Below are 24207 nucleotides of genomic sequence, written 5' to 3'. Positions count from 1 at the left end.
TGAGCTATGCTGGCACTCCGGATCGTCTCTGGATCGTTTCTTGGCCCCGTCGTCTAGCGGCCTAGGACGCCGCCCTCTCACGGCGGTAGCGTGGGTTCGAATCCCATCGGGGCTACAAAATTATTGACCGGTTCCTAACACGGCCGGTGCCGTGGAGCCGCCCACCGGCATGGCCGGCAACCCAAGTTTGCGGTGGTCCCACGAGCGGGCGCGCCGGGCCACGATGCGCACGCAGACGCGCTTGTTCATCATCTGCTCCACGAAGGGCAACATGTCGTCCGTGTAGGGGCCGGTGTAGCGCTCCCAGACGCTGACCCCGACCCGGTGCGCGACGTCCGGATCGTCGACGATCTCCGCGACGCCCTCGAACGACACCCCGCGCAAAGTGTCATAGGTGTGCCCGTCCTCGATCAGGAAGCTCACCCGCGGATCCCGGTTGAGGTTGACCGCCTTCTGCGACTTGGCCTTGGTCTCCAGCCAGATTTCGCCGTCGACGACGGCGTACCACATCGCGGTCAGATGCGGCTGACCGTCGGGGCCGATGGTGGCCAGCGTCCCGGTGCGGCTCTTGTCGACGAAGTCCGCGATTTCGTCCGAGGACATGACGATGCTCGCGCGCTGATTCGTTCCCATGGCGGTCAGTCTGTCAGGACACGTTCGTCGCGTGTGCACCGGTGGCGTTGAGTGTGCGCCGATGGCATCGAGTGTGCGGGTGCGGCGGGATTTTGGCGATTTCGCCGCCGTAGTTACACCCGCGACGCCATCGATGCACACTCGACTCGACGGCCCTACAGCCGCCGGGTCAGCGCCTCGGCGGCCGACAACAGATCGGCGGCCCAGCGTGCGCCGGGCCGACGGCCGATCCGGTCGACCGGTCCCGACACCGAGATGGCCGCGACGACGACACCGCGGCTGTCGCGCACGGGAACCGAGACGCTCGCGACTCCGGGCTCCCGCTCGGCCACGCTTTGCGCCCAGCCGCGTCGCCGCACCTCGGCCAGCGTGCGCTCGGTGAACTTGGCCGTCGGGAGCACCGCCTTCTGGGTCGCCGCGTCGCTGTGGGCCAGCAGCACCTTGGCGCCCGAGCCCGCCGTCATCGGCAACCGCGCCCCGACCGGGACCGTATCGCGAAGGCCCGCAGCGGGTTCCAGGGCCGCCACACACACCCGGGCCGTGCCCTCCCGGCGGTAGAGCTGCACGCTCTCCCCGGTGGTCTCGCGCAACAGTGGAAGCACCCCGGCGCTGGCGGCCAGCAGCGGATCGTTGACGTGAGCGGCGAGCTCGCTGACGGCCGGCCCGAGCCGCCACCGCCCTTCGTCGTCGCGGGCCAGCAGGCGATGGACTTCGAGCGCGGCGGCCAGCCGATACGCCGTGGCCCGGGGCAGCCCGGTGCGTTCGCACAGTTCGGCCAACCCGCAGGGGGATTGGGCGATCGTGTGCAGTAGACCCACGGCTTTGTCGAGGACGCCGATGCCGCTATGCTGTCTCACAAGAAGATACTAGCGTCTCGCATTCTGAGATCACAGCCCAAGGTCGATCGGCGAGCCGCGCTTGAGGGAATCGAGGCGAATTCGCGATGGGATCCGGCAAGCCGCGCACCCTGGCCGAAAAGGTGTGGGACGACCACGTTGTGGACAAGGGGAGCGCCGCCGAACAAGGAGGGGCGCCCGACCTCATCTACATCGATTTGCATCTGGTGCACGAGGTCACCAGCCCGCAGGCTTTCGACGGGCTGCGCCTGGCCGGCCGGGGAGTGCGGCGCCCCGACCTGACACTGGCCACCGAGGACCACAACGTGCCGACCGTCGACATCGACAGGCCGATCGCCGATCCGGTGTCGCGCACCCAGGTCGAGACGTTGCGCCGCAACTGCGCCGAATTCGGCGTCCGCCTTTATCCGATGGGCGATATCGAGCAGGGCATCGTGCATGTCGTCGGGCCGCAGCTGGGCCTCACCCAACCGGGAATGACGGTGGTCTGTGGGGATAGTCACACCTCGACGCACGGCGCCTTCGGCGCGCTGGCGATGGGCATCGGCACCTCGGAGGTCGAGCACGTGCTGGCGACCCAGACGTTGCCGCTGCGGCCGTTCAAGACGATGGCGGTCAACGTCGACGGGGAATTGCCCGCCGGTGTGACGGCCAAGGACATCATCCTCGCGTTGATCGCCAAGATCGGCACCGGCGGCGGGCAGGGGCACGTGATCGAATACCGCGGCAGCGCCATCGAATCGCTGTCGATGGAAGGCCGGATGACGATCTGCAACATGAGCATCGAGGCCGGCGCCCGTGCGGGCATGGTGGCACCGGACGCCACCACCTTCGAATTCCTGCGCGACAAGCCGCACGCGCCGCAGGGCGCGCAGTGGGACGCGGCGATGCGCTATTGGCGGGAGCTGCACACCGACCCCGGTGCCGTCTTCGACACCGAGGTCCATCTCGACGCGACATCGTTGAGCCCGTTCGTGACGTGGGGAACGAACCCGGGGCAGGGCGTGCCGCTGGCCGCGGCCGTGCCCGACCCGGAGCTGATGACCGGCGACGCCGAGCGGCAGGCCGCCGAGAAAGCGTTGGCCTACATGGACCTTCGACCGGGTACTCCGATGCGCGATATCGCGGTCGACACGGTGTTCGTCGGCTCTTGTACCAACGGTCGTATCGAAGATCTGCGGGTCGTCGCGGATGTGCTGCGCGGCCGCAAGCTGGCCCCGGGGGTGCGGATGCTCGTGGTGCCCGGCTCCATGCGGGTGCGCGCCCAGGCCGAAGCCGAAGGGCTGGGTGAGGTTTTCACCGCAGCGGGCGCCGAATGGCGACAGGCCGGTTGCTCGATGTGCCTGGGGATGAATCCGGATCAGCTGGCGCCGGGGGAGCGGTGCGCGGCGACGTCCAACCGCAACTTCGAAGGGCGCCAGGGGAAAGGCGGCCGCACGCATTTGGTGTCTCCGGCCGTTGCCGCCGCGACAGCAGTTCGCGGCACCCTGTCCGCCCCGGCCGATTTGAACTGACCCAATCGAGTAAGAAGGCATCAGCATGGAAGCATTCACCACCCACACCGGCATCGGTGTGCCGTTGCGGCGGTCCAATGTCGACACCGATCAGATCATTCCGGCGGTGTATTTGAAGCGCGTCACCCGAACCGGTTTCGAGGACGGTTTGTTCGCGAGCTGGCGCTCGGATCCCTCATTCGTGCTTAACCTCAGCCCCTTTGACCGGGGGTCGGTCCTCGTCGCCGGACCCGATTTCGGGACCGGGTCGTCGCGCGAGCACGCGGTGTGGGCGCTGATGGACTACGGCTTCCGGGTGGTCATCTCGTCTCGATTCGGTGACATCTTCCGGGGCAACGCCGGCAAGGCGGGCCTGTTGGCCGCCGAAGTTTCCCAAGACGGCGTGGAACTACTTTGGAAGCTGATCGAGCAGAGCCCGGGACTGGAAATCACTGCCAATCTTCAAGATCGAAATATCACCGCGGGAACGACGGTGCTGCCGTTCAAGATTGACGACCACACCGCCTGGCGACTGTTGGAAGGGCTCGACGATATAGCCCTTACGCTGCGGAAACTCGACAAAATCGAGTCATACGAAGCCGCGTACCCGCAGTGGAAACCGCGCACTCTGCCCGCTCCCTGAACGGTCGAGAAGGCCGGAATTTTTTCTCGCCCACCTAACTAACGGGGCCGATTTCCAACTCCGCCACCGGTCAAGGGCGGCAACCGGATTGCGAAAACTTCGCAATGCCCGACCCTGAAATTGCGCGTGGCTCTTGGAAATTTGCTGGGTGAGGGTTTACCGTGTGCACTAGTCGGTTCAAATCGAGGACCACTAGCGTCGGAGGGATTGGATGAATAAGGCAGAGCTCATTGATGTGCTCACACAGAAATTGAACACCGACCGACGGCAGGCGACCGCTGCCGTCGAGAACGTCGTCGACACCATTGTGCGCGCGGTGCACAAGGGCGACAGCGTGACCATTACCGGGTTCGGTGTTTTCGAGCAACGGCGCCGCGCGGCGCGGGTGGCCCGCAACCCGCGTACGGGCGAGACGGTGAAGGTGAAGCCGACCTCCGTCCCGGCGTTCCGTCCCGGTGCTCAATTTAAAGCGGTTGTCTCTGGCGCACAGCGTCTCCCGTCGGAAGGACCTGCAGTGAAGCGTGGTGTAGTTTCAAGCGGCGCGGCCAAGAAGACCGCTGCCAAGAAGGCCCCCGCCAAGAAGGCCGCGGCGAAGAAGGCCCCGGCTAAGAAGGCCGCGGCGAAGAAGGCTCCCGCCAAGAAGGCTCCGGCCAAGAAGACCGTCGCCAAGAAGGCTCCGGCCAAGAAGACCGTCGCCAAGAAGGCTCCGGCGAAGAAGGCCGTCGCCAAGAAGGCTCCGGCCCGCAAGGCTCCGGCCAAGAAGGCCGCAACCAAGGCTCCGGCCAAGAAGACCGCCGCAAAGAAGGCTCCGGCCAAGAAGGCCACCGCGCGTCGCGGTCGCCGCTAGGCGGCAGTAGATCAAACGCGAATACCCTTCGGGTCGCAGCGATGCACCCGAAGGGTATTCGCGTGTTACGCCCGCACGTTGGCGGCCAGCGCGCCGCCGATGTGGTCGGCCGCCACCAGCTTGCCGCCTGACAGCGACAGCACCCAGGTGCTGCCCTTGTGATTGCGTGACTTGTCCGGACGCACACCGTCCCGCTCGCACCACCACGCGATCAAGTCGGGGATCACCTTGCCCTGTGTGCAAATGACCGGTGTGCCTTGCTGCCCGGCGATGTCGAGGATCCGACGCCGGGCGCGTTTGGGGCTTTTGGCGTAGGACTCCTCGGTGAGGGTCGGCTCGTTGCGCACGGTCACGCCCAACTCCTCGGCCAGCGGTTCCACCGTCTGGTGGCAGCGCAACCGGTCCGCCGCGTACACGTCGGTGGCGCCGAAGGCCAGCAGCTGCGGAACCAGCGCCTCCGCCTGGGCGCGTCCCCGTTTGTCCAGCGGTCGCTGGGTGTCGTCGCCCTTGAAGCGGGATTTCCGGCCGGCCGTGCCGTGCCGCACCACCACCACGGTGTGCGTGTCGGCGGGATGTTTCGTGAAGTGACGCAACATCTTTCGATCGTGGGAATAGCTGAGCATTTTCAGCGCGTCGGTTATCGGGACCCACACCAATTCGTCGACCTCGTTGCCGGGGGTGAACTCACCGCCGGTGCTGCGCGCCGCCCAGTAGTACACCTTTTTGACGCCCGCCTCGATCGGGTAGCTCACCATGTCGAGCCGCCTGCCCAGGATGGCGTGCTGCCCCGTCTCCTCGCACACTTCCCGCACCGCGGCGACGGGCGCCGTCTCGCCGGGGTCCACCTTTCCCTTCGGCAGCGACCAGTCGTCATAGCGGGGGCGGTGGATCACCGCGATCTCGAGGCCGGGGTTGGCCGAATCGGTCGGTCGCCACAGCACCGCTCCGGCGGCGTGCACGATCCGGCTTCCCGAACGCGAGCTCTTGGTCGGCAAATCAACTCCTGCAGGTCAATTCGGTCGGGGCCGCGCGGTGCGGCCGGGGAACAACCGTAAATCACCACACAGGGGGTTACGGACTGCGGTGCCGCTCCATCAACGACACTTGGTGATCGCGCACGGTGTGGCCCTCCTGCGGCGACGCGATCCACTGCCCGTCGGGCCCGAGCTCCCAGCAGCGGGTGGACGGATCCAGCGCGGACTCGAACAGGTCGTCCAGGTATGAGGTCAGCCGCGGGTCCTTGACCTGAACCAACGCCTCGACGCGCCGGTCGAGGTTGCGGTGCATCATGTCGGCGCTGCCGATCCAGAACTCGTTGATGCGATTGAAATGCATGATGCGCGAATGCTCCAGGAAGCGGCCGAGGATCGAACGGACCGCGATGTTCTCGGAGAATTCGTCGGCGCCGGGGCGCAGCGCGCAGATGCCGCGCACCACCACCTCCACCCGCACGTCGGCCATCGACGCGCGATAGAGCGCGTCGATGACCTGCTCGTCGACGAGGGCGTTCATCTTCAGGCGGATCCGCCCGTTGCCGTGTTCGCGGTGGGCGGCGATCTCGCGCTCGACGCGTTCGATGATGCCGGTGCGAATTCCGTGCGGGGCCACCAGAAGATTGCGATAGGAGACCTTGCGCGAGTAGCCCGTCAGCGAATTGAACAGGTCGGTCAGGTCCGCGCCGATCTCGGGCGACGCCGTCAAGAGCCCGACGTCCTCGTACAGTCGCGCCGTCTTGCCGTTGTAATTGCCGGTTCCGATATGGCAATAACGGCGGATCGCCGAGCCCTCACGGCGCACCACCAGGCAGGTCTTGCAGTGCGTCTTGAGCCCGACGTAGCCGTAGACGACATGGACGCCCGCCTGCTCCAGCGTTCGCGCCCAGCGGATGTTGGCCTGCTCGTCGAAGCGCGCCTTGATCTCCACGAGCGCCACCACCTGCTTGCCCGCCTCGGCGGCGGCGATGAGCGCCCGAACGATCGGCGAATCGCCGGATGTGCGGTACAGCGTCTGCTTGATCGCCAGCACATTCGGATCGGCCGCGGCCTGCTCGATGAATCGCTGCACGCTCGTGGAGAACGATTCGTACGGATGATGAAGCAGCACATCGCCTTCGCGCAGCGTCGCGAAGATGCTTCTGGGCGTCTCGCGATCGACGAATGCGGGGCTGGTGGCGGGGACGAAAGCCGGGTCTTTGAGCGCCGGCCGGTCGACGCTGTAGACCTGCCACAATGACGACAGGTCCAGCAGGCCCGGCACCTCGATGACGTCGCCCGGATTCACGTCGAGTTCGCGCAGCAGCAATTCCAGCATGCTCTCGGTCATGTCGTCGGCGACCTCGAGTCGCACCGGGGACCCGAATCGCCTGCGCGCCAATTCCCGTTCCAGCGCTTGCAACAGGTCTTCGTCGCGGTCCTCTTCGACCTCGTAGTCCGCGTTGCGGGTAATGCGGAAAGCGTGATGCTGAACGATCTCCATGCCCGGGAACAGCACCGGCAGGAAGGCCGCGATCAGCTCTTCCATTGGCAGGTAGCGGATTATCCCGGACCCCTCGGCCTCGTCCGTATGGCCGCGGGCGCCCAATTCGACGAAGCGATCCACGTTGTTGGGCACCTTCACTCGTGCGAAGTGCTGGCCGCCGTCCTCGGGTTGGCGCACCATCACCGCCAGGTTCAGGCTCAGGCCACTGACGAAGGGGAAGGGGTGGGCGGGGTCGACGGCGAGGGGAGTCAGCACGGGGAAGACCTGATCGTGGAAATAGGTCGACAGTTCGTCGCGCTCGCCCTGATCCAAATCGGCCCACGTGACTATATGTATGCCTTCCTCGGCGAGAGCCGGGCGCACCGAATCGAGGAACACCCGCGCGTGCCGGGTCGCGATGCGTTGGGTCTGCTCGCCGATGAGGGCCAGTTGCTCGCGCGGCGTCAGGCCGTCGGCCGAGCGAACCGACAGCCCCATCTCGTCGCGGCGCTTGAGCCCGGCGACGCGGACCATGTAGAACTCGTCGAGGTTGGAGGCGAAGATGGCCAGGAACTTGGCTCGTTCCAGCAGGGCCAACGAATTGTCGGCGGCCAGCGCCAGCACGCGGGCGTTGAAGTCCAGCCAGCTCAGTTCCCGGTTGAGGTAGCGGTCCTCCGGCAGGTCGGTGATGGCGGACGGCGTCGCGGCGGGCGGTGCCGCCACGGCCGAGTCCGGATGCCACAGATTCTCGTCGGGGCGCGCCTCGGCTTCGGTTTCAGTCACCCTGCGATCATTGCTCATCACGCGCCGATGCTGCTAGCGCTCGTTGGACATCCATTCCCCGTTGGCACGACGTTCACCCCGACGACAGGTACCGCCAGGTTCACTGCTGCACCAGCGCCCGGGCGGTCGCGGCACCGACCCCCAGCCGGCGCGCGGCGGCGAGGTCGTCGGGAGTGTCGACGTCGCAGCGCAGGCCCGGCCACGCGCCGGTCAGTTCGATCGCACCCGAACGCCGATGCCGCGCCGCCGAATCGGCGCCGAACTGCGGATCGAGCTGGGCGCCAAAGGCGAACAGGGCGGCGGTTCCGGTCGCCAGCCGGTCGGCGACGAAGCTGCGCCGGTGCTGCCGCGCCGCGGCGATCGCCTCGGCCAGCTCCTGTGTCTGCAGCGCGGGCAAATCGCCTTGCAGCACAACGATATTCGGGAAGAACCCACCCACCGCCCGCTCCGCGGTGGCGATGGCGTTGTTCAGCGGGTCGCCGTGCCCCTCGGGCGTCGGGTCGGCCAGCACCTCGGCCCCCAGCTCGGTGGCCGCCGCGGCCGCGGCCTCGTCGGGGGTGACGACCGTGATGGAACCCAACGCATCAACGCGGGTCGCGGCCGTGAGGGTGTCGATCAACATGGCGAGCACCACGCTCTCCCGGGTGCGCGCCGAGAAAACCGGGGCCAGCCTCGTCTTGGCCGCGGCCAACCGCTTGACGGCGACAATCAGGGCGACGTCTTTACCCGCGTCGTCGGCTCGTATGCCGCTCATGACATCTCATCCTGCCAGCGACGGACGCGCTGGCTCGCGTGACGTCCGCTGATCTAGGGTGTAGCGGCTGCAACACGCTGGAGAAAAAGACGGGGGTGGTTGATGACCGGCTCGAACGGCGCCGTCGCGGTCATGGGTGCCGGCGCGTGGGGCACGGCGCTGGCCAAGGTGCTCGTCGAGGCCGCGGAACCGGACGCGGAGGTCACGCTGTGGGCCCGTCGCTCTGATGTGGCGGACCGCATCAACGCCACCCGATCCAACCCCGACTATCTGCCCGGCACGGCGCTGCCGGCCGGCATTCGCGCCACCACCGACGCGGCCGAAGCGCTCGACGGCGCCTCGACCGTGCTGCTGGCGGTGCCCGCTCAAACGATGCGCGCCAACCTGGAGGGGTGGGCGCCGCTGGTGCCCGACGGTGCCACCCTGGTCAGCCTGGCCAAGGGCATCGAGCTGGGCACCCTGATGCGTATGAGTCAGGTCATCGTGTCGGTGACGGGGGTGGACCCGGCGCAGGTCGCGGTGATCTCGGGACCGAACCTGGCCAGCGAGATCGCCGAATGCCAGCCCGCCGCCACGGTCGTCGCGTGCAGCGATTCCGGCCGCGCCGTCGCGCTGCAGCGCATGCTGAACACCGGCTACTTCCGCCCCTATACCAATAGTGATGTCGTCGGCACCGAGATCGGCGGCGCCTGCAAGAACGTCATCGCGCTCGCGTGCGGCATGGCGGCAGGCGTCGGGCTCGGCGAAAACACCGCGGCCGCGATCATCACCCGGGGTCTGGCCGAGATCATCCGGTTGGGGATCGCGCTCGGCGCCAAGGGCGCGACGCTGGCCGGCCTGGCCGGGGTGGGCGACCTGGTGGCGACGTGCACGTCGCCGCAGTCGCGCAACCGGTCCTTCGGCGAACGCCTGGGCCGCGGCGGGACGATGGAGTCGGCGATGCAGGCGGGCGGTGGCCACGTCGTCGAGGGCGTGACGTCGTGTGAATCGGTGCTGGCGCTCGCGTCGAGTTACGACGTGGAGATGCCGCTCACCGACGCCGTGCACCGGGTCTGCCACAAGGGGCTGTCGGTGGACGAGGCGATGGCCCTGCTGCTGGGCCGCAGGACCAAGCCCGAGTGATCGTCGACCGAAAACCCCAGCTAGCGACCCGCCGCCCGGCCCGAGCGCCGCGCAACCGGTAGCCTCTTTAGGTTGTGAGTGCCAGCGGGAACCGCGTGCGCGTCGCCGTCGTCTTCGGCGGGCGCAGCAACGAGCACGCCATCTCGTGCGTGTCCGCGGGCAGCATCCTGCGCAACCTCGACCCGCAGCGGTTCGAGGTGGTCGCGGTCGGCATCACCCCGGAAGGGTCCTGGGTGCTCACCGACGGTGACCCGGACGCGCTCGCCATCACCAACCGGCAGCTGCCCGAGGTCACGGCTCAGTCGGGCACGGAGCTGGCCCTGCCGGCGGACCCGGGCCGCGGCGGCCAATTGGTCTCCCTGTCGCCCGGGGCCGGTGAGGTGCTGACGTCCGTCGACGTGGTGTTCCCGGTGCTGCACGGTCCCTACGGCGAGGACGGCACGATCCAGGGCCTGCTGGAACTGGCCGGGGTGCCTTACGTCGGCGCGGGCGTGCTGGCCAGCGCGGCGGGCATGGACAAGGAGTTCACCAAGAAGCTGTTCGCCGCCGAGGGGCTGCCGGTGGGCCCGTACGCGGTGCTGCGCCCGTCGCGCTCGACCCTGCGGCCCGAGGAGTGCGAGCGGCTGGGCCTGCCGGTGTTCGTCAAGCCCGCCCGGGGCGGCTCCTCGATCGGGGTCACCCGGGTGTCGAGCTGGGACGAGCTGGCCGCCGCCGTCGCCCTGGCACGCCGCCATGACCCGAAGGTGATTGTGGAGGCGGCGATCACGGGCCGCGAGCTGGAGTGCGGAGTGCTCGAAATGCCCGACGGCACAATCGAAGCCAGCACATTGGGCGAGATCCGGGTGGCCGGGGTGCGGGGACGTGAGGACTCGTTCTACGACTTCGCCACCAAATATCTCGACGACGCAGCCGAATTGGACGTGCCGGCCAAAGTCGACGACGACATCGCCGACGCCATCCGGCATTTGGCGATCCGCGCGTTCAAGGCCATCGACTGTCAGGGTCTGGCCCGCGTCGACTTCTTCCTCACCGACGACGGGCCGGTGCTCAACGAGATCAACACGATGCCGGGGTTCACCACGATCTCGATGTACCCGAGGATGTGGGCGGCCAGCGGCGTGGACTATCCCACCCTGTTGGCGACCATGGTGGAAACGGCGTTGGCGCGCGGGGTGGGTTTGCGCTAGTGGCGATCGCGAGCGCGGCGTGGCCGGGCGAAGCGGGTCGCCACCATTGGGTTAGTGGCGATCGCGAGCGCGGCGTGGCCGGGCGAAGCGGGTCGCCACCAAATGGCTAGTGGGCTGGCCCCGGGTTGATCGGCACCGCCGCAATGGTGTGATCGATCAATTCGGAGAGTTGCTGAATGGGCGTCGGGCCCGACCGCGACGGCAGCGTGAGCGCCACATACACCGGCCGGTCCACGGCATACCAGGTGGATCGGCCCGCGTCACCGGCGGATTGCTGCTCGGGACGCACCTCGAACCACTGCACCCGGTCGACGACCTGAATCGGGGACCCGACCACGAACTCGGCGGGGCGGTCGAGCCCGCAGCGCAGCACCACGGGCTGACTGTCGGGCCCGGCGCGCCACGCGGTGGCGCCCTGGGGCGCCGGCTGCGCGATGGGCGCGCGTTGATAGTCGCCGAGTCGCTGCGGCAGGGCCCCGGCCAGTGCCCGGCACGCGGGGCTGTCGGCCTGCGGCGCTGGGGCGGCCGCCAGGGCGACCGGTTGCGGCGGCGCCTGGCGGTTGGCCGCGATCACCAGGATCGCGCCGATCGCCACGACGGCCACGGCGACCGCGGCGATGATCAGCGCGGTCGGCGGTCCCTCGTCCCCGGCGGGGCCGGTATCGGCGTCGGTCGTCACCGCCCGCGCACCTCCTATCTCTGGCACGACGGCGCGGGGCTCTACACTGGCGCGGGCCGCTCGCGCGGGCAGTTACTGAACTTACCGCAGGTCGGAGAGCGGATAGCGGGCCGCACGGGCCCGGACGCGCGGAGGAGGTGGCGTGCCCGACGACGCATCGAATCCCAGCCTGCAGCAACTCGGTGAGTTCACCGTTATCGATCGGCTGGTGCGCGGCCGCCGACAGCCGGCCGCGGTCGCGGTCGGGCCCGGCGACGATGCGGCCGTGGTGCAGGCCCGCGACGGGCGCCTCGCGGTGTCGACCGACATGCTGGTGCAGGACCGGCACTTTCGCCTGGACTGGTCGACGCCCCACGACATCGGCCGCAAGGCCATCGCCCAGAACGCCGCGGACATCGAGGCGATGGGCGCGCGCCCCACGGCGTTCGTGGTCGCGTTCGGCGGGCCCGGTGACACCCCGGTAGCGGAGGTGGACGCGCTGGTCGGCGGGATGTGGGACGAGGCCCAGCGCATCGGCGCGGGCATCGCCGGCGGCGATCTGGTCAGCTGCCCGCAGTGGGTGATTTCCGTGACGGTACTGGGCGAGCTGGACGGCCGCGCGCCGGTGCTGCGGTCCGGCGCCAAGGCGGGCTCGGTGATCGCGGTCGCCGGTGAACTGGGTCGCTCGGCGGCGGGGCTTGCCTTGTTCGGCAAGGGGATTGAGGGTTTCGACGCGCTGCGCCGCCGGCATCTGGTTCCCCAGCCGCCCTACGGGCAGGGGGTGGCCGCGGCGGCCGGGGGGGCCCAGGCGATGATCGACGTCTCCGACGGGCTGGTCGCCGACCTGCGCCACGTCGCCGAGGCGTCCGCGGTGACGATGGACCTGTCGACCGCGGCGCTGGCGGCGGACCGCGACGCACTGAGCGCCGCGGGCGCCGCCGTCGGCGCCGACCCGTGGCCGTGGGTGCTGGGCGGCGGCGAAGACCACGCCCTGGTGGCATGTTTCGCCGGACCCGCACCGGCCGGATGGCGCATCATCGGGCGGGTGCTCGAGGGCAACCCCGACGTGGTTGTCGACGGGCGCGAGTGGACGGGTTACGCCGGCTGGCAGTCGTATGACCGTTAGGGTGGCGCGGTGAGTGAAATGGGGCCGCGATGACGGCGCGCCCGTTGGCGGAACTCGTCGAGCACGGTTGGGCGGCCGCGTTGCAGCCGGTGGCCGATCAGGTGGCCGCGATGGGCCAGTTCCTGCGGGACGAGATCGCGGCCGGGCGCAGGTACCTGCCGGCGGGTCCGAACGTCTTGCGGGCGTTCACCTTTCCATTCGACGATGTTCGGGTGTTGATCGTCGGGCAGGACCCGTACCCGACGCCGGGACACGCCGTGGGACTGAGCTTTTCGGTGGCCCCCGACGTGCGCCCGCTGCCGCGCAGCCTGGCCAACATCTTCGACGAATACGCCGCCGACCTCGGTCACCCGCCGCCGTCGTGCGGCGATCTGACGCCGTGGGCCGAGCGCGGCGTGATGCTGTTGAACAGGGTGCTCACCGTGCGACCCAGCAATCCGGCCTCGCATCGGGGCAAGGGCTGGGAGGCGGTGACCGAGTGCGCCATCCGCGCGCTGGCCGCGCGCTCGCAGCCGCTGGTGGCCATCCTGTGGGGCCGCGACGCCTCGACGCTCAAACCGATTCTCGCCGAAGGAAATTGCGTGGCGATCGAGTCGCCCCACCCCTCACCGCTGTCGGCGTCGCGGGGGTTCTTCGGGTCGCGTCCGTTCAGTCGCGCCAACGAGCTCTTGACGGGCATGGGCGCCGACCCGATCGATTGGAGGCTGCCGTGACCGAGATGACCGCATTGCGGGCCCACCACCGGGGCGGCCCGGAACAACTCGTCGTGGAGCGCGCGCCCGTACCGGCCCCGGCCGCGGGCGAAGTCCTGGTGGCCGTCCACGCCGCGGCCATCACCTTTGACGAGTTGACGTGGGATGAGACCTGGACCCGTGTGAGCCAGACACCGGTCATCCCGTCCCACGAGGTGTCGGGCGTTGTCGGCGAGGTGGCGCCGGGCGTGACGGATTTCGCGCCCGGCGACGAGGTGTACGGGCTCATCGACTTCGACCGCGACGGCGCCGCCGCCGAATTCGTCTGTGTGCCGGCGGCGGACCTGGCCGCCAAGCCGTCGACGGTGTCGCACGCCGTCGCCGCCGCGCTGCCGCTGGCCGGTCTGACCGCCCTGCAAGCGTTGGTCGACCACGCCGGCGTTCGGTCCGGCGAGGCCGTGTTGGTGCACGGCGGCGCGGGCGGCGTGGGCGCGCTGACGGTCCAGCTGGCCGCGATGCTGGGCGCGCGCGTCACCGCGACGGTGCGCAGTGACGCCGGCGATCTCGTCCGCGGATACGGGGCCACCCGCGTGATCGACGTCCGCACCGAGGCGTTCGACGACGCGGTCTACGACGTCGTGATCGACACCGTCGGCGGCCAGGCGCTGGAGCGTTCGTATCCCGTGCTGCGCCGCGGCGGGCGGCTGATCACCCTGTCGGCGCCGCCGCCCGCAGGTCGAGACGACGAATATGGCATCACGGCAACGTTTTTCATCGTCACACCCAATCGCGATCAGCTCGCCGAGCTCGCCGCGCTGGTCGACAGCGGACGGTTGCGCGTGGATATCGCGCAGACGTTCCCCCTCGACAGGGGGCGGGAGGCGTTCGAAAGCCGCAACCATCCGGGCCATCGCCCCGGCAAGACGGTCATTGTCGTCCGCGATTAGCTCGGTTCCTGTTGCGCGGTTTCTTTGTAATCCCTTGTGCCACTTTGGTTTCACTAGTCACAGCGCGGGCATTTTTGTCGGTGGGTGTTCCTAGAGTTTGAGGCATGGGTGTCAGCAGTCGTGAGGAGATCGTCGAGGTCATCGACGCGCTCGGTGGCGACGCTGAGCGCCTGTGTGAGCTGTCCTTTGACGTCCTCACCACGCCGGAGCGGCTGCGAGCCTTGGAGCGGGTGGAAAGCGTGGCACGCCGGCTGCGGGCGCCTCAGCATGCGTTGATCAATCAGCTTTCCGCGCAGGCCAGTGCCGAAGAGTTGGGTGGCTCGCTGCGTGTGGGGCTGGCCGACCGGTTGCGGATCACCAAGGCCGAGGCGGGCCGGCGCATCGAGGAAGCCGCCGACCTGGGCGAGCGCCGGGCGTTGACCGGTGAGCCGTTGCCGCCGAAGTTGAGCGCGACCGCGGCCGGTCAGCGCGAGGGGCTGATCGGCGAGGGGCACGTCAAGGTGATTCGCGGCTTCCTGGCCCATCTGCCGGCCGAGGTCGACGCGTTGACCCGGCAGGCCGCCGAAGCCGACCTGGCTGTCAAGGCCGCCGACTATCGCCCCGACGAATTGGCCACTTACGCAAAGCGGTTGATGGATTGGCTGCACCCCGACGGGGAATTCAGCGACGCCGAGCGGGCCCGCAAGCGCGGCATCACCCTGGGCGCCCAGGAGTGCGACGGCATGTCGCGCCTCAGCGGCCTGGTGACCCCGGAGTTGCGGGCCGCTATCGAGGCAATGCTCGCCAAGCTGGCGGCCCCGGGCGCGTGCAACCCCGAGGATGAGACGCCGATCGTCGACGCGACACCCGACCAGGACGCGGTGCGTCGCGATATTCGCAGCCCGGCACAGCGCAACCACGATGCCTTCCTGGCCGCGCTGCGCGGCCTGCTGGCTTCCGGTGATCTGGGTCAGCACAATGGCTTGCCGGTGTCGATCGTGGTCACCACCACGTTGCAGGATCTTGAGGCGGCCGCCGGCAAGGCGCTGACCGCCGGCGGCACCTTGGTGCCGATGGCGGATGTGATCCGCTGGGCCGGCCACGCTCACCACTACTTGGCGATCTTCGACAAGAGCAGGTCGTTAGCACTGCACCACACCAAGCGGTTGGCTTCCCCGGCGCAGCGAATCATGTTGTACGCCAGAGACCGTGGGTGTACCAAGCCGGGGTGTGATGCGCCGGCCTACCACAGCCAGGTCCACCACGTCACGGGCTGGCAAGCCACCCGCCGCACCGACATCGACGACCTGACCCTGGCCTGCGGGCCCGACAACCGACTCGCCGAAAAGGGTTGGACCACCCGCACCAACGCCCGTGGCGAGACGGAATGGCTCCCGCCCGCGCACCTGGACCGTGGGCAACTTAGAACCAACAACTTCCACCACCCCGAAAGATTCCTCCGTGACACCGACGACGACGAGCCCGTTTGACGTAACGACCCGTTTCGCCCGGCTTCGCCGCGCTCACGATCGCCGTGGCCTGTGGCGGCGACCCGTTTCGCCCGGCTTCGCCGCGCTCACGATCGGCGTGGCCTGGTGGCGGCGACCCGTTTCGCCCGGCTTCGCCGCGCTCACGATCGCCGCGGGCGCCTGACACCATGAAGCTATGTACGACTTGGAAGACACCATCCGGGAGCGGCATTCGACGCGGCTGTTCCTGCCCGACCCGGTGCCGCGCCACCTGGTGCAGGAATCGCTGGAGCTGGCCATGCGCGCGCCGTCGAACTCCAATGTGCAGCCATGGCACCTGGTTTTCGTCGCCGGCGCCGCCCGCGACCGGTTGGTGACCGCGATGCTGGAAAAGGCCCGCGCCGAACCGCCCCGGGTACCGCAGCTGCCCGCCGAGTTCGCCCATTTTCGCAGCGACACCGGCGCACACGTGTACGGCTCGATGGGCATCGCCCGCCACGACAGCGAGGCGCGACGCATCGCCGTGCTGCGCAACTGGGAGTTCTTCCGCGCCCCGCTGGGTGCCATCGTGTGCATGCATCGCGACCTCGGCTACGCCGACAGCATGGGAGTGGGTATGTTCCTGCAGACCTTGCTGCTCGCCCTGACCGCGCGCGGATTAGGAACCTGCGTGCAGGTGGCGATCGCCGGTTACCCCGACGTGGTGCGCGAGCAGCTGAACATCCCGCCGGAGCTGAACATCCTGTGCGGCCTGTCCATCGGCTACTCCGACCCCGATTTCCCCGCCAACAAGTTGCGCATCGGGCGCGACGCGGTGGACGAGCACGCCGTGTTCGTCGACGAGTGAGGACTAATCCGCGAAGTTCACGTCCTTCGTGACGGATTTCCACTCTTCGATCGATGACGAGAGCGCGGCGATCTTGTCGCACATGGCTTTGAGCACGTCGCGACCCAACAGCAGCCGCAGCGGCGGCTCGTCGAGGGTGGTCACCATGAGCACGGCTTCGGCGACCTTGCGCGGGTCGCCGGGGAGATGATCGGCGAACTGCTTGATCAGATCCTTGCGCGCCGCCACGTCGACGTAATCGGCTATCGGCGTGGCCGACTCCTTCATCGATCGCGTCGCCCAATCGGTGCGGAAGGCACCCGGCTCGATCGCGGTCACCCTGATGCCCAGCGGGCGCACCTCGGTGGCGAGGGCCTCGGTGATCGCCTCGAGCGCGAACTTGGTCGACGAGTAGTAGGCGTTGGGCGGGTTGGCCACCAGGCCGGTCATCGACGACATGTTGATGATGTGCCCGGAGCCGCGCGCACGCATGCCCGGCAACACCGCCTTGATCATGTTGACCGCACCGAAGTAGTTGACCTCGAACAGCTTTCGGACCTCGGCGTCCTCGCCCTCCTCCACGGCGGACAGGTATCCGTGACCGGCGTTGTTGACCAGCACATCGATGCCGCCGAACGCGTCGTCGGCGGCCGACACCGCGGCCGCGATCTGCTTCGGGTCGGTGACGTCGAGCGCGACGGCCAGGGCGCGATCCCCGAACTCGTCGGCGAAGTCCCGCACCGCGTCGGCGCGCCGCGCGGTCACCACCGTGCGGTGTCCCGCTTCCAGTGCCGCGCGGGCGATTTCGCGGCCGAAGCCGGTGGAGCAGCCGGTGACAAGCCAGCGCGCCATCTCAGGCCGGCCCTTCGGGCAGGCGCCGCAGATACGCCGTCCGCCGCTCGGCGAGTTGAGCGGCCCGTTCCTGCGGGCTGACCCGTGGCAGCTCGGGCAGTTCGGTGTCGAGCCGGTCCAGCTTGACGACCCGACCGCGAGCGCCGAGGTCCTCGCGGGGGCCCGACTCGCCGAATTCGGCCATCCGCAGGGTCAGGATCCCTTCCCGCAGGCCGTCGGAATCGATCCAGTTGGCCACGCCGGGGTCGGTCGGCGCGATCACGTAGGTGTACGTGCCGTCCTCGTTGGGAACCGACTGCGCTTTATTGAGGCTGCCGGTGCGGTCGAGGATGTTCAGCGTGGTGCCCCAGATGTTGCTCAGCGGAACCGTGAAGTATTCGGCGCCACCGTCGTTGAGGTCCACCACGAACGCCTCGTCGGGGGCGAGATCGAAGCGGCCCATGACGTACACCTGGTTGCGCATCGCGCCGGCCTTGTCGGCCGACCACGCAAGGTCGAAGTGGTTGGGCGGCATCTTGTAGACGCCGTGGCTGAGCTTGCCGGTGAAGTTGGCGAAGTGCGCCATCATCGCCGCGGTGGCCTCGGCCTGCTCGTCGCGCGTGCGCGCGGGAGCTCGCGGGGGACCGCCAAGCCGTTGCACCTCAATGTGATTGGGGTCGTCGCGCCCCCAGTCCAACAACACGTCCCGGATGTAGAACTCGTGCGCCGCCGGGGTGGTCCGCACGTGGTTGGGCCGCCCACCGGCGGGGTCGGCGTCCACCGTGATCGTGTAGCTGCCGTCGGAGTCGACGTGCATGGTGCGGCCGTTGAGCACGTCGACGGTGCCCATGTTGGCGTCCCAGAGCGTGAAGTAGTTCTCGGTCATGCGGTGCTCGCCCACCCGGCCGTGAATTTCGTAGCGTTCGTCGCCGGAGATCGGGATCACCCGGTAGACGCTGTCGGGATTGTCGATGCCCCAACGAGATCCGGGGATGCGGCGGCCGTCGACCGGGTGCGCCAGCCGGGTGATGCAGCTGACCTTCGGCCGCAGCTTGTCCTGGTTGGACGACCACAGCGCGGCCGAGAACATCACCTCGGCGAACGCGGCGTCGAACCGCTCCCGCATCGCCTCCGACGCCTTCGCCCGGCCCAGCCAGGTCTGCGCCACCGCCTGGTAGGCGGACCTGACGGTGGGGTGTTCGATCAGCTCGAGGGCGGCCAGTTCCTGTTCGTGCTGGGAGGCCGTGGCGACGGGATCATCGGGCATTTGATTTTCCTAAAGGCTTGTCGTACAACACGAACCGTTTCAGAACTTCAGATGCTGACTGACGTCGCCGACCTGGTCGACGAACATTGTGCGGCTGTCGAACCGCCAGGCGCCGTCCACCCGCTGGAACGTGTCCTTGTAGTGCCCGGTCACGATCACCTGCAGCGGCAGGTCGGGGGTGGCCTGGGTGACGCAGTAGTAGGACGTGCTGCGGGCGGTCCCCGCGGCCTCGTCGATATACAGCTGCACGTTGGTCGTGTTGTGCTTGGTCTTCGGCGTGCCGTCGGAGTAGATGCGGGTGGCCATCTCATACATCTCGCGCACCCGGGTGGCGCCGGCGAACACCGTCTCCGGCGGTCCGTCCTCCACGCCGCAGATCCGGCCGTGCTCGAAGAGCCTGGCCACCCCGTCCAGGTCGCCGCCATCGAGAAGCTCGGCGTAGGTGTAGATCAGGTTGGTGATTTCCGTCGCGCTGTCACTCATGTGAAACCACCTGTCGGGCCCGTCTCCGCCGCTTCCGCGAACAATGGTGGCAGAACCGGTCCAATTTACATAGAACCGACCATTACTCTTGATCGCCGTGACCCTATCTTGGACGCCGGCCCGGCTCGGCAACCTCACCGGCAAACGAGTCGTCGTGACGGGCGCGACCAACGGCGTCGGGCTCGGGACCGCCCGCGCCCTGGCCAACGCCGGCGCGCACGTGATCATGGCGGTGCGCAATACCGAGCTGGGCGAGCAGCGCGCCGCCGATATCGGCGGATCCACCGCGGTTGCGCGGGTCGACCTCGCCGATCTGTCGTCGGTGCGCGCGTTCGCGCAGTCGGTCGACGACGACGTCGACATCCTGATCAACAACGCCGGCGCGCTGACCGAGCGCCGCACCGAAACGGTCGACGGCTTCGAGAAGACGCTGGGCACCAATCTGCTCGGGCCGTTCGCGCTGACCAACCTGCTGCTGCCCCGGATCCGGTCGCAGATCATCAACGTGGGCTCCGACGCGCACCGATCGGCGACGCTGCGCCTGGACGACCCACACCTGCGCCGACACAAGTGGACCAGTCTCGGCGCCTACGGGCAGTCGAAGCTGGCGGTGATGCTGTGGGGCCTGGAGCTCGACCGCCGGCTGCGCGCCGCCCGATCGCCCATCGTCAGCCAGCTCACCCATCCGGGCTGGGTGGCCTCGAATCTGTCGCAGGTCGGCGACTCGCCGCTGATGGCGGTGGCCCACAAAGGGGTCAAGGCGGTGGCCGACCGGCTGGCCAACGACATCGACCAGGGCGCGGCGCCCACGCTGTACTGCATCAGCGAACCGATTCCGCCGGGCAGCTACGTCGGCGTCAGCGGCAGGTTCGGCCTGCGCGGCGGCCCGGTGCTCGCCGGCCGCTCGCCGGTCGCCTGCGACTACGAGGCGGCCGCGCGCCTGGTGGCCTTCGCCGAACAAGAGACCGGCACGACACTGGAGGTGTAGTCATGGGTGAACTCGACAACAAGGTCGCCGTGATCACCGGCGCGGCGCGCGGCCAGGGCCGCAGCCACGCGGTGGCCTTCGCCGAACAGGGCGCCGACATCATCGCGGTGGACATCTGCGCCGACATCGACGCGATTCCCTACCCCCTGGGCAGCAAATCGGATCTCGACGAAACCGCGCGTCTGGTCGAAGCGGCGGGCGGCAAGGTGGTGCCGGTCGTCGCCGACGTGCGGGACCTGCCGCAATTGCAGGCCGGGGTGCAAAGCGCAATCGACGTTCTCGGCGAGATCGACATCGTCGTCGCCAACGCCGGGGTGGTGGCGATCGGGCTCACCGACATCGAGTCCGAGCCGGTGTTCACCACGATCGTGGACACCAACCTCAAGGGCGTGTGGCACACGATGCTGGCGACGGTGCCGTCGATCATCCGCAAGGGCGTAGGCGGTTCGGTGGTGCTCATCAGCTCGTCGCAGGGTCTGACCGGCAAGGGCGGAGACGGGAGTGCGGCGATGTTCGCCTACGCCGCGTCCAAGCACGGTGTCGTCGGGCTCATGCGGTCGGCGGCGAATGCCTATGCGCCGCACAAGATTCGGGTCAATTCGGTGCACCCGGCCGGTGTCACGACGCCGATGATTCTCAACGACTTCGTGGTCAACCGGATGCTGGAGAACCCGAACCCGGCCGTCGCCCAGATGCTGCTGCCCGACGTGCCGCTGGTCGAGGCGCAAGACGTGACCGAAGCGGTGCTATGGCTGGTGGGCCCCCGCGCGCGTTACGTGACGGGCGTGTCGATACCCGTCGACGCCGGGCACGTCGTGATGTAGCCCGGACTAACGTCTGGCTAGCCCCGATGGGGCGACCCGCAGCGCCCGGCAACGCCGCGCTTGCGATCGCCCCTGCCCCGATGGGGCGACCCGCAGCGCCCGGCAACGCCGCGCTTGCGATCGCCCCTAGCCCCGGACGACCTTGCCGGCCTTGATGCAGGACGTGCAGGCGTTGAGGCGCTGCTTGTTGCCGCCCGGGCGGGTGACAACGTGCACCGTCTGGACGTTGGGGTCCCACCGGCGGCTGGTGCGGCGGTGGGAGTGCGACACCGACTTGCCGAAGCCGGGGCCTTTCCCGCAGATGTCGCACACAGCGGCCATGGTTCAAGCTCCTCAAATCTCGGGGGTCCGGCTCGGCGGTCTGACACGTGGCCGGGACAGCCCGGTTGACCGGGCCCAACCAGGATAGGCGATCGGCGTGGCAACCGCCAAAACGATCGGGACCGCTGTCGCCCCGTCTGGCTAGGCTCAATGGGCCGGATCGCCCCGCCGGCGGGTGGTGGTCACGGGCGGCCGCGGCCGGTGTCACCGGGCTACGCTGGCGCCCACGCTGGTTGTGAAGGAGGTGGGTAACACTGGGACCGTCGGAACGCCTGCTGGACGCGACCACCTTGCGGGATTGGGCGCACACCGCCGTCAGCGACCTCATCACCCACATCGACGAGATCAACCGGCTCAATGTCTTCCCGGTGGCCGACTCCGATACCGGCGCCAACATGCTGTTCACCATGCGATCGGCGCTGGCCGAGGCCAACGCCGGGCTGAATTCGGAGGGCGGGTCGGCGTGCGTCGCGCGGGCCGCCGCCGCGATGTCGGCCGGCGCCCTGAACGGCGCCCGCGGCAATTCCGGTGTGATTTTGTCGCAGATCCTGCGCGGCGTTGCCGACGTGACCGCGTCCGCGGCGGCCGACTCCGGCGGTGAACTGCCCCACATCGACGCCCCGACGCTCGGCGCGTCGCTGCGCCGCGGTGTCGAGCTGGTCATCGCCTCGATGGGCGGCCAGGAAATCCCCGGGACCATCGTGTCGGTGCTGCGGGCCGCAGCCGACGCCGTCGGGGAGTGCGTCCAAGCCGGGGACGGGCTCACCCCGGCGCTCATCGCCGCCGGGGATGCGGCGGTGGTCGCCCTGGAAAAGACACCCGAGCAGCTCGACGTGCTTGCCGACGCGGGTGCCGTGGACGCGGGGGGCCGCGGCCTGCTGGTCCTGCTGGACGCCCTGCGCGCCACCGTCACCGGGCAGGCGCCCGCCCGGAGCGTCTACGAGTTGTCGCCGCGCGCGCCGCAACCGCAGGGCGCCGCCGAACGCCCCGCGCCGCAGTTCGAGGTGATGTACCGGCTGGACGGATGCGAACCGGCCGCGGCGGACGCCCTGCGGGACCGGCTCGGGGAGCTCGGCGATTCGGTGGGCATCGCCGCCGCGCCGTCGCCGGCCCACCGCACCTACTCGGTGCACGTGCACACCGACGACGCCGGTGCCGCGGTCGAGGCGGGGCTGGCCGCGGGGCGGCTGAGCCGCATCGTGATTTCGGCGTTGAGCTCCGGCGCCACCGGGCTGCCGGCCGGCGGCTGGACGCGGGAACGCGCGGTGCTGGCCGTCGTCGACGGCGACGGCGCCGCCGAGTTGTTCGGCGGCGAGGGCGCCTGCGTGCTGCAGCGGGACGCGGGCGGGGGCGACCCGGTCACCACCATCAGCGCGCACCAGTTGATGCGGGCGGTGATCGACACCGGCGCCGCGCAGGTGATGGTGCTGCCAAACGGCTACGTGCCCGCCGAGGAGCTGGTGGCCGGGTGCACCGCGGCCATCGGCTGGGGCATCGACGTGGTGCCGATCCCGACGGGATCGATGGTGCAGGGGCTGGCCGCGCTGGCCGTGCACGAAACCGGCCGGCAGGCGGTGGACGACGGCTACACCATGGCCCGCGCCGCGGGTGCCGCCCGGCACGGCTCGGTGCGCATCGCGACCGAGAGCGCGTTGACCTGGGCGGGGCGCTGCCAGCCCGGCGACGGCCTGGGCATCGCGGGGGACGAGGTGCTGATCGTGGCCGCCGACGCCATCGCGGCGGCCATCGGCCTGCTCGACCTGTTGCTGGCCTCGGGCGGTGACCTGGTGACCGTGCTGGTGGGCGCCGGCATCGAAACGGACGACGACGTCACGGCCGTGGCCGACATCCTGGAAGAGCACATGCACGACCATCACCCGGGGACCGAGCTGGTCACCTACCGCACCGGGCATCGCGGGGACGCGCTGCTGATCGGGGTCGAGTAGCCGTGGCCACGCTGAGCGACCGGCTGGACTTCGTGGTGGGCGCCAAGGCCGCCGATCAGCTCGACGAGGAGCTGGGCATCCGCACCGTCGACGACCTTTTGCGCCACTATCCGCGCAGCTACACCGAGGGCGCGACCCGCTGGGACTCCGACGACCAGAAGCCGCCGGCCGGCGAGCACATCACGATCGTCGACACGATCGCCGAAACCAAGACGTTCCCCATGAAGAAGACCCCGAACCGGGTGTGCCACCGCATCACCCTCGGCGCCGGCCGCAACAAGGTGACCGCGACGTTCTTCAACGCGAACTACCTGAAGAAGGACCTGACCAAGGGCACCAAGGTGATGCTCTCCGGCGAGGTCGGCTTCTTCAACAACGTCATGCAGCTGACCCATCCGGCGTTCCTCATCCTCGACTCCCCGGACGGCAAGAACCGCGGCACGAGCTCGCTGAAGAACATCGCCATCGCCTCGCAGGCCACCACCGGCGAGGTGCAGATGGCGGCGTTCGAGCGGGCCTTCTTCCCGATCTATCCGGCGACCACAAAGCTGCAGAGCTGGGACATCTTCCGGTGCGTGCGCCAGGTGCTCGACGTCCTGGATCCGGTGGACGACCCGTTGTCCGCGGAGCTGCGCGACCATCACGGCCTGGTCTCCGAGGACCGGGCGCTGCGCGACATCCACCTGGCCGAAGAGGAGGCGGCGCGCAGGCGGGCGCGGGAGCGGCTGACCTTCGACGAGGCGGTCGGGTTGCAGTGGGCGCTGGCGGCCCGGCGGCACAGCGAACTGTCGGAGTCCGGGCCCGCGGCGCCGGCGCGGCCCGACGGCTTGGCCGCGGAACTGTTGGGGCGCTTACCGTTCGAGCTGACCGCCGGCCAGCGCGAGGTGCTGGACGTGTTCGCGACGGAGCTGGCGTCCACCCGCCCGATGAACCGCCTGCTGCAGGGCGAGGTCGGTTCGGGCAAGACCATCGTCGCGGTGCTCGCGATGCTGCAACTGGTGGACGCCGGCTACCAGTGTGCGTTGCTGGCGCCCACGGAAGTGCTTGCCGCCCAACATCTCCGGTCGATCAACG

At 69.0% G+C, this 24207-nt stretch carries 24 protein-coding genes and 1 tRNA gene; 15 read left to right on the top strand and 10 right to left on the bottom strand.

The features are described from left to right. Nucleotides 1-42 precede the first annotated feature (42 nt). A tRNA-Glu gene (locus tag A5702_RS02290) sits at nucleotides 43-115 on the top strand. Nucleotides 116-120: 5 nt separating this feature from the next. On the opposite strand, the gene A5702_RS02285 is transcribed toward A5702_RS02290, so the two are convergent. Beyond that, nucleotides 121-633 carry a pyridoxamine 5'-phosphate oxidase family protein gene (locus tag A5702_RS02285; protein WP_055403315.1) on the bottom strand — a complete coding sequence of 171 codons (513 nt, stop codon included), beginning with the start codon at nucleotides 631-633 and terminating at the stop codon, nucleotides 121-123. A gap of 155 nt (nucleotides 634-788) precedes the next feature. Continuing rightward, nucleotides 789-1490: an IclR family transcriptional regulator gene (locus A5702_RS02280; RefSeq protein ID WP_068217893.1), complete on the bottom strand. Its 702-nt coding sequence runs from the start codon at nucleotides 1488-1490 to the stop codon at nucleotides 789-791. Nucleotides 1491-1576: 86 nt separating this feature from the next. Between A5702_RS02280 and leuC the strand changes: the two genes are divergently transcribed. From leuC to A5702_RS02265, 3 genes are all read left to right on the top strand, one after another. Beyond that, nucleotides 1577-3004, top strand: a complete 1428-nt coding sequence (gene leuC, locus A5702_RS02275; protein WP_055403313.1) for a 3-isopropylmalate dehydratase large subunit — start codon at nucleotides 1577-1579, stop codon at nucleotides 3002-3004. A 25-nt stretch (nucleotides 3005-3029) separates the two neighbouring features. Next, nucleotides 3030-3626, top strand: coding sequence for a 3-isopropylmalate dehydratase small subunit (gene leuD / locus A5702_RS02270; RefSeq protein WP_055403312.1), 597 nt, complete (start codon nucleotides 3030-3032; stop codon nucleotides 3624-3626). Nucleotides 3627-3837: 211 nt separating this feature from the next. Next, the gene (locus A5702_RS02265) at nucleotides 3838-4473 is read left to right on the top strand and encodes an HU family DNA-binding protein (protein WP_055403311.1); all 636 of its coding nucleotides are present in this window, start codon (nucleotides 3838-3840) and stop codon (nucleotides 4471-4473) included. 65 nt (nucleotides 4474-4538) lie between these two features. On the opposite strand, the gene A5702_RS02260 is transcribed toward A5702_RS02265, so the two are convergent. From A5702_RS02260 to cofC, 3 genes are all read right to left on the bottom strand, one after another. Beyond that, nucleotides 4539-5468, bottom strand: a complete 930-nt coding sequence (locus A5702_RS02260; protein WP_067822754.1) for an NUDIX hydrolase — start codon at nucleotides 5466-5468, stop codon at nucleotides 4539-4541. 76 nt (nucleotides 5469-5544) lie between these two features. Next, nucleotides 5545-7734, bottom strand: coding sequence for an RNA degradosome polyphosphate kinase (locus A5702_RS02255; protein ID WP_055403309.1), 2190 nt, complete (start codon nucleotides 7732-7734; stop codon nucleotides 5545-5547). Between the two features lie 79 nt (nucleotides 7735-7813). Continuing rightward, nucleotides 7814-8467 (bottom strand): 2-phospho-L-lactate guanylyltransferase, encoded by a 654-nt coding sequence (gene cofC / locus A5702_RS02250; protein WP_067822752.1) that lies wholly within the window; start codon nucleotides 8465-8467, stop codon nucleotides 7814-7816. Between the two features lie 102 nt (nucleotides 8468-8569). Here cofC and A5702_RS02245 point away from each other — a divergent pair, with 102 nt between their 5' ends. Continuing rightward, nucleotides 8570-9589, top strand: coding sequence for an NAD(P)H-dependent glycerol-3-phosphate dehydrogenase (locus A5702_RS02245; RefSeq protein WP_068217890.1), 1020 nt, complete (start codon nucleotides 8570-8572; stop codon nucleotides 9587-9589). A gap of 74 nt (nucleotides 9590-9663) precedes the next feature. After that, entirely contained in the window at nucleotides 9664-10776 is a 1113-nt protein-coding gene (locus A5702_RS02240; protein WP_068217887.1) for a D-alanine--D-alanine ligase family protein, read from the top strand. A 106-nt stretch (nucleotides 10777-10882) separates the two neighbouring features. Here A5702_RS02240 and A5702_RS02235 read toward each other — a convergent pair whose 3' ends face one another. After that, nucleotides 10883-11455 (bottom strand): DUF3515 domain-containing protein, encoded by a 573-nt coding sequence (locus A5702_RS02235; protein ID WP_068217884.1) that lies wholly within the window; start codon nucleotides 11453-11455, stop codon nucleotides 10883-10885. Between the two features lie 142 nt (nucleotides 11456-11597). Between A5702_RS02235 and A5702_RS02230 the strand changes: the two genes are divergently transcribed. The 5 genes from A5702_RS02230 (at nucleotide 11598) to A5702_RS02210 (ending at nucleotide 16494) form a co-directional block, all read left to right on the top strand. Beyond that, the gene (locus A5702_RS02230) at nucleotides 11598-12560 is read left to right on the top strand and encodes a thiamine-phosphate kinase (protein ID WP_068217881.1); all 963 of its coding nucleotides are present in this window, start codon (nucleotides 11598-11600) and stop codon (nucleotides 12558-12560) included. A 29-nt stretch (nucleotides 12561-12589) separates the two neighbouring features. Then, nucleotides 12590-13273 carry a uracil-DNA glycosylase gene (locus A5702_RS02225; RefSeq protein WP_055403303.1) on the top strand — a complete coding sequence of 228 codons (684 nt, stop codon included), beginning with the start codon at nucleotides 12590-12592 and terminating at the stop codon, nucleotides 13271-13273. A 5-nt stretch (nucleotides 13274-13278) separates the two neighbouring features. Beyond that, nucleotides 13279-14199, top strand: coding sequence for an NADP-dependent oxidoreductase (locus A5702_RS02220; protein WP_068217926.1), 921 nt, complete (start codon nucleotides 13279-13281; stop codon nucleotides 14197-14199). Nucleotides 14200-14303: 104 nt separating this feature from the next. Continuing rightward, nucleotides 14304-15668 carry an HNH endonuclease signature motif containing protein gene (locus A5702_RS02215; protein ID WP_068217878.1) on the top strand — a complete coding sequence of 455 codons (1365 nt, stop codon included), beginning with the start codon at nucleotides 14304-14306 and terminating at the stop codon, nucleotides 15666-15668. 175 nt (nucleotides 15669-15843) lie between these two features. After that, on the top strand, nucleotides 15844-16494 hold the full coding sequence (locus tag A5702_RS02210; RefSeq protein ID WP_068217874.1) for a nitroreductase: 651 nt from the start codon (nucleotides 15844-15846) through the stop codon (nucleotides 16492-16494). A gap of 3 nt (nucleotides 16495-16497) precedes the next feature. Here A5702_RS02210 and A5702_RS02205 read toward each other — a convergent pair whose 3' ends face one another. The 3 genes from A5702_RS02205 to A5702_RS02195 are packed head-to-tail and all read right to left on the bottom strand — an operon-like array spanning nucleotide 16498 to nucleotide 19054. Continuing rightward, entirely contained in the window at nucleotides 16498-17325 is an 828-nt protein-coding gene (locus A5702_RS02205) for an oxidoreductase (protein ID WP_068217872.1), read from the bottom strand. Between the two features lies 1 nt (nucleotide 17326). Next, nucleotides 17327-18571: a DUF1214 domain-containing protein gene (locus A5702_RS02200; RefSeq protein WP_068217869.1), complete on the bottom strand. Its 1245-nt coding sequence runs from the start codon at nucleotides 18569-18571 to the stop codon at nucleotides 17327-17329. A 39-nt stretch (nucleotides 18572-18610) separates the two neighbouring features. After that, nucleotides 18611-19054, bottom strand: a complete 444-nt coding sequence (locus tag A5702_RS02195; RefSeq protein WP_055403298.1) for a nuclear transport factor 2 family protein — start codon at nucleotides 19052-19054, stop codon at nucleotides 18611-18613. Between the two features lie 97 nt (nucleotides 19055-19151). On the opposite strand from A5702_RS02195, the gene A5702_RS02190 reads away from it, so the two are divergent. Both A5702_RS02190 and A5702_RS02185 read left to right on the top strand, forming a co-directional pair. After that, complete coding sequence (locus tag A5702_RS02190; RefSeq protein WP_068217923.1) at nucleotides 19152-20042, top strand: SDR family NAD(P)-dependent oxidoreductase; 891 nt, start codon at nucleotides 19152-19154, stop codon at nucleotides 20040-20042. Nucleotides 20043-20044: 2 nt separating this feature from the next. Further along, nucleotides 20045-20866, top strand: a complete 822-nt coding sequence (locus A5702_RS02185) for a mycofactocin-coupled SDR family oxidoreductase (protein ID WP_068217866.1) — start codon at nucleotides 20045-20047, stop codon at nucleotides 20864-20866. A gap of 126 nt (nucleotides 20867-20992) precedes the next feature. On the opposite strand, the gene rpmB is transcribed toward A5702_RS02185, so the two are convergent. Continuing rightward, on the bottom strand, nucleotides 20993-21187 hold the full coding sequence (gene rpmB, locus A5702_RS02180; RefSeq protein ID WP_067749870.1) for a 50S ribosomal protein L28: 195 nt from the start codon (nucleotides 21185-21187) through the stop codon (nucleotides 20993-20995). Nucleotides 21188-21441: 254 nt separating this feature from the next. Between rpmB and A5702_RS02175 the strand changes: the two genes are divergently transcribed. Both A5702_RS02175 and A5702_RS02170 read left to right on the top strand, forming a co-directional pair. Further along, nucleotides 21442-23133 (top strand): DAK2 domain-containing protein, encoded by a 1692-nt coding sequence (locus A5702_RS02175; protein ID WP_055405549.1) that lies wholly within the window; start codon nucleotides 21442-21444, stop codon nucleotides 23131-23133. 2 nt (nucleotides 23134-23135) lie between these two features. Next, nucleotides 23136-24207 (top strand): DEAD/DEAH box helicase (locus A5702_RS02170; protein ID WP_156669457.1); only part of this gene is annotated, 1072 nt, incomplete at its 3' end.

Origin of the sequence: Mycobacterium sp. E3339 (assembly GCF_001666915.1) — a bacterium.
Lineage (GTDB): Bacteria > Actinomycetota > Actinomycetes > Mycobacteriales > Mycobacteriaceae > Mycobacterium.
The sequence above is the reverse complement of the archived record's forward strand: the minus strand, read 5'-3'. Positions and strand labels throughout refer to the sequence as shown.

What these genes read in the sequence shown, in the direction of transcription:
- A5702_RS02285 (WP_055403315.1), bottom strand. Translation starts at nt 633, where the DNA reads ATGGGAACGAATCAGCGCGCGAGCATCGTCATGTCCTCGGACGAAATC.
- leuC (WP_055403313.1), top strand. Translation starts at nt 1,577, where the DNA reads ATGGGATCCGGCAAGCCGCGCACCCTGGCCGAAAAGGTGTGGGACGAC.
- leuD (WP_055403312.1), top strand. Translation starts at nt 3,030, where the DNA reads ATGGAAGCATTCACCACCCACACCGGCATCGGTGTGCCGTTGCGGCGG.
- A5702_RS02265 (WP_055403311.1), top strand. Translation starts at nt 3,838, where the DNA reads ATGAATAAGGCAGAGCTCATTGATGTGCTCACACAGAAATTGAACACC.
- cofC (WP_067822752.1), bottom strand. Translation starts at nt 8,467, where the DNA reads ATGAGCGGCATACGAGCCGACGACGCGGGTAAAGACGTCGCCCTGATT.
- A5702_RS02245 (WP_068217890.1), top strand. Translation starts at nt 8,570, where the DNA reads ATGACCGGCTCGAACGGCGCCGTCGCGGTCATGGGTGCCGGCGCGTGG.
- A5702_RS02225 (WP_055403303.1), top strand. Translation starts at nt 12,590, where the DNA reads ATGACGGCGCGCCCGTTGGCGGAACTCGTCGAGCACGGTTGGGCGGCC.
- A5702_RS02220 (WP_068217926.1), top strand. Translation starts at nt 13,279, where the DNA reads ATGACCGCATTGCGGGCCCACCACCGGGGCGGCCCGGAACAACTCGTC.
- A5702_RS02215 (WP_068217878.1), top strand. Translation starts at nt 14,304, where the DNA reads ATGGGTGTCAGCAGTCGTGAGGAGATCGTCGAGGTCATCGACGCGCTC.
- A5702_RS02210 (WP_068217874.1), top strand. Translation starts at nt 15,844, where the DNA reads ATGTACGACTTGGAAGACACCATCCGGGAGCGGCATTCGACGCGGCTG.
- A5702_RS02205 (WP_068217872.1), bottom strand. Translation starts at nt 17,325, where the DNA reads ATGGCGCGCTGGCTTGTCACCGGCTGCTCCACCGGCTTCGGCCGCGAA.
- A5702_RS02200 (WP_068217869.1), bottom strand. Translation starts at nt 18,571, where the DNA reads ATGCCCGATGATCCCGTCGCCACGGCCTCCCAGCACGAACAGGAACTG.
- A5702_RS02195 (WP_055403298.1), bottom strand. Translation starts at nt 19,054, where the DNA reads ATGAGTGACAGCGCGACGGAAATCACCAACCTGATCTACACCTACGCC.
- A5702_RS02185 (WP_068217866.1), top strand. Translation starts at nt 20,045, where the DNA reads ATGGGTGAACTCGACAACAAGGTCGCCGTGATCACCGGCGCGGCGCGC.
- rpmB (WP_067749870.1), bottom strand. Translation starts at nt 21,187, where the DNA reads ATGGCCGCTGTGTGCGACATCTGCGGGAAAGGCCCCGGCTTCGGCAAG.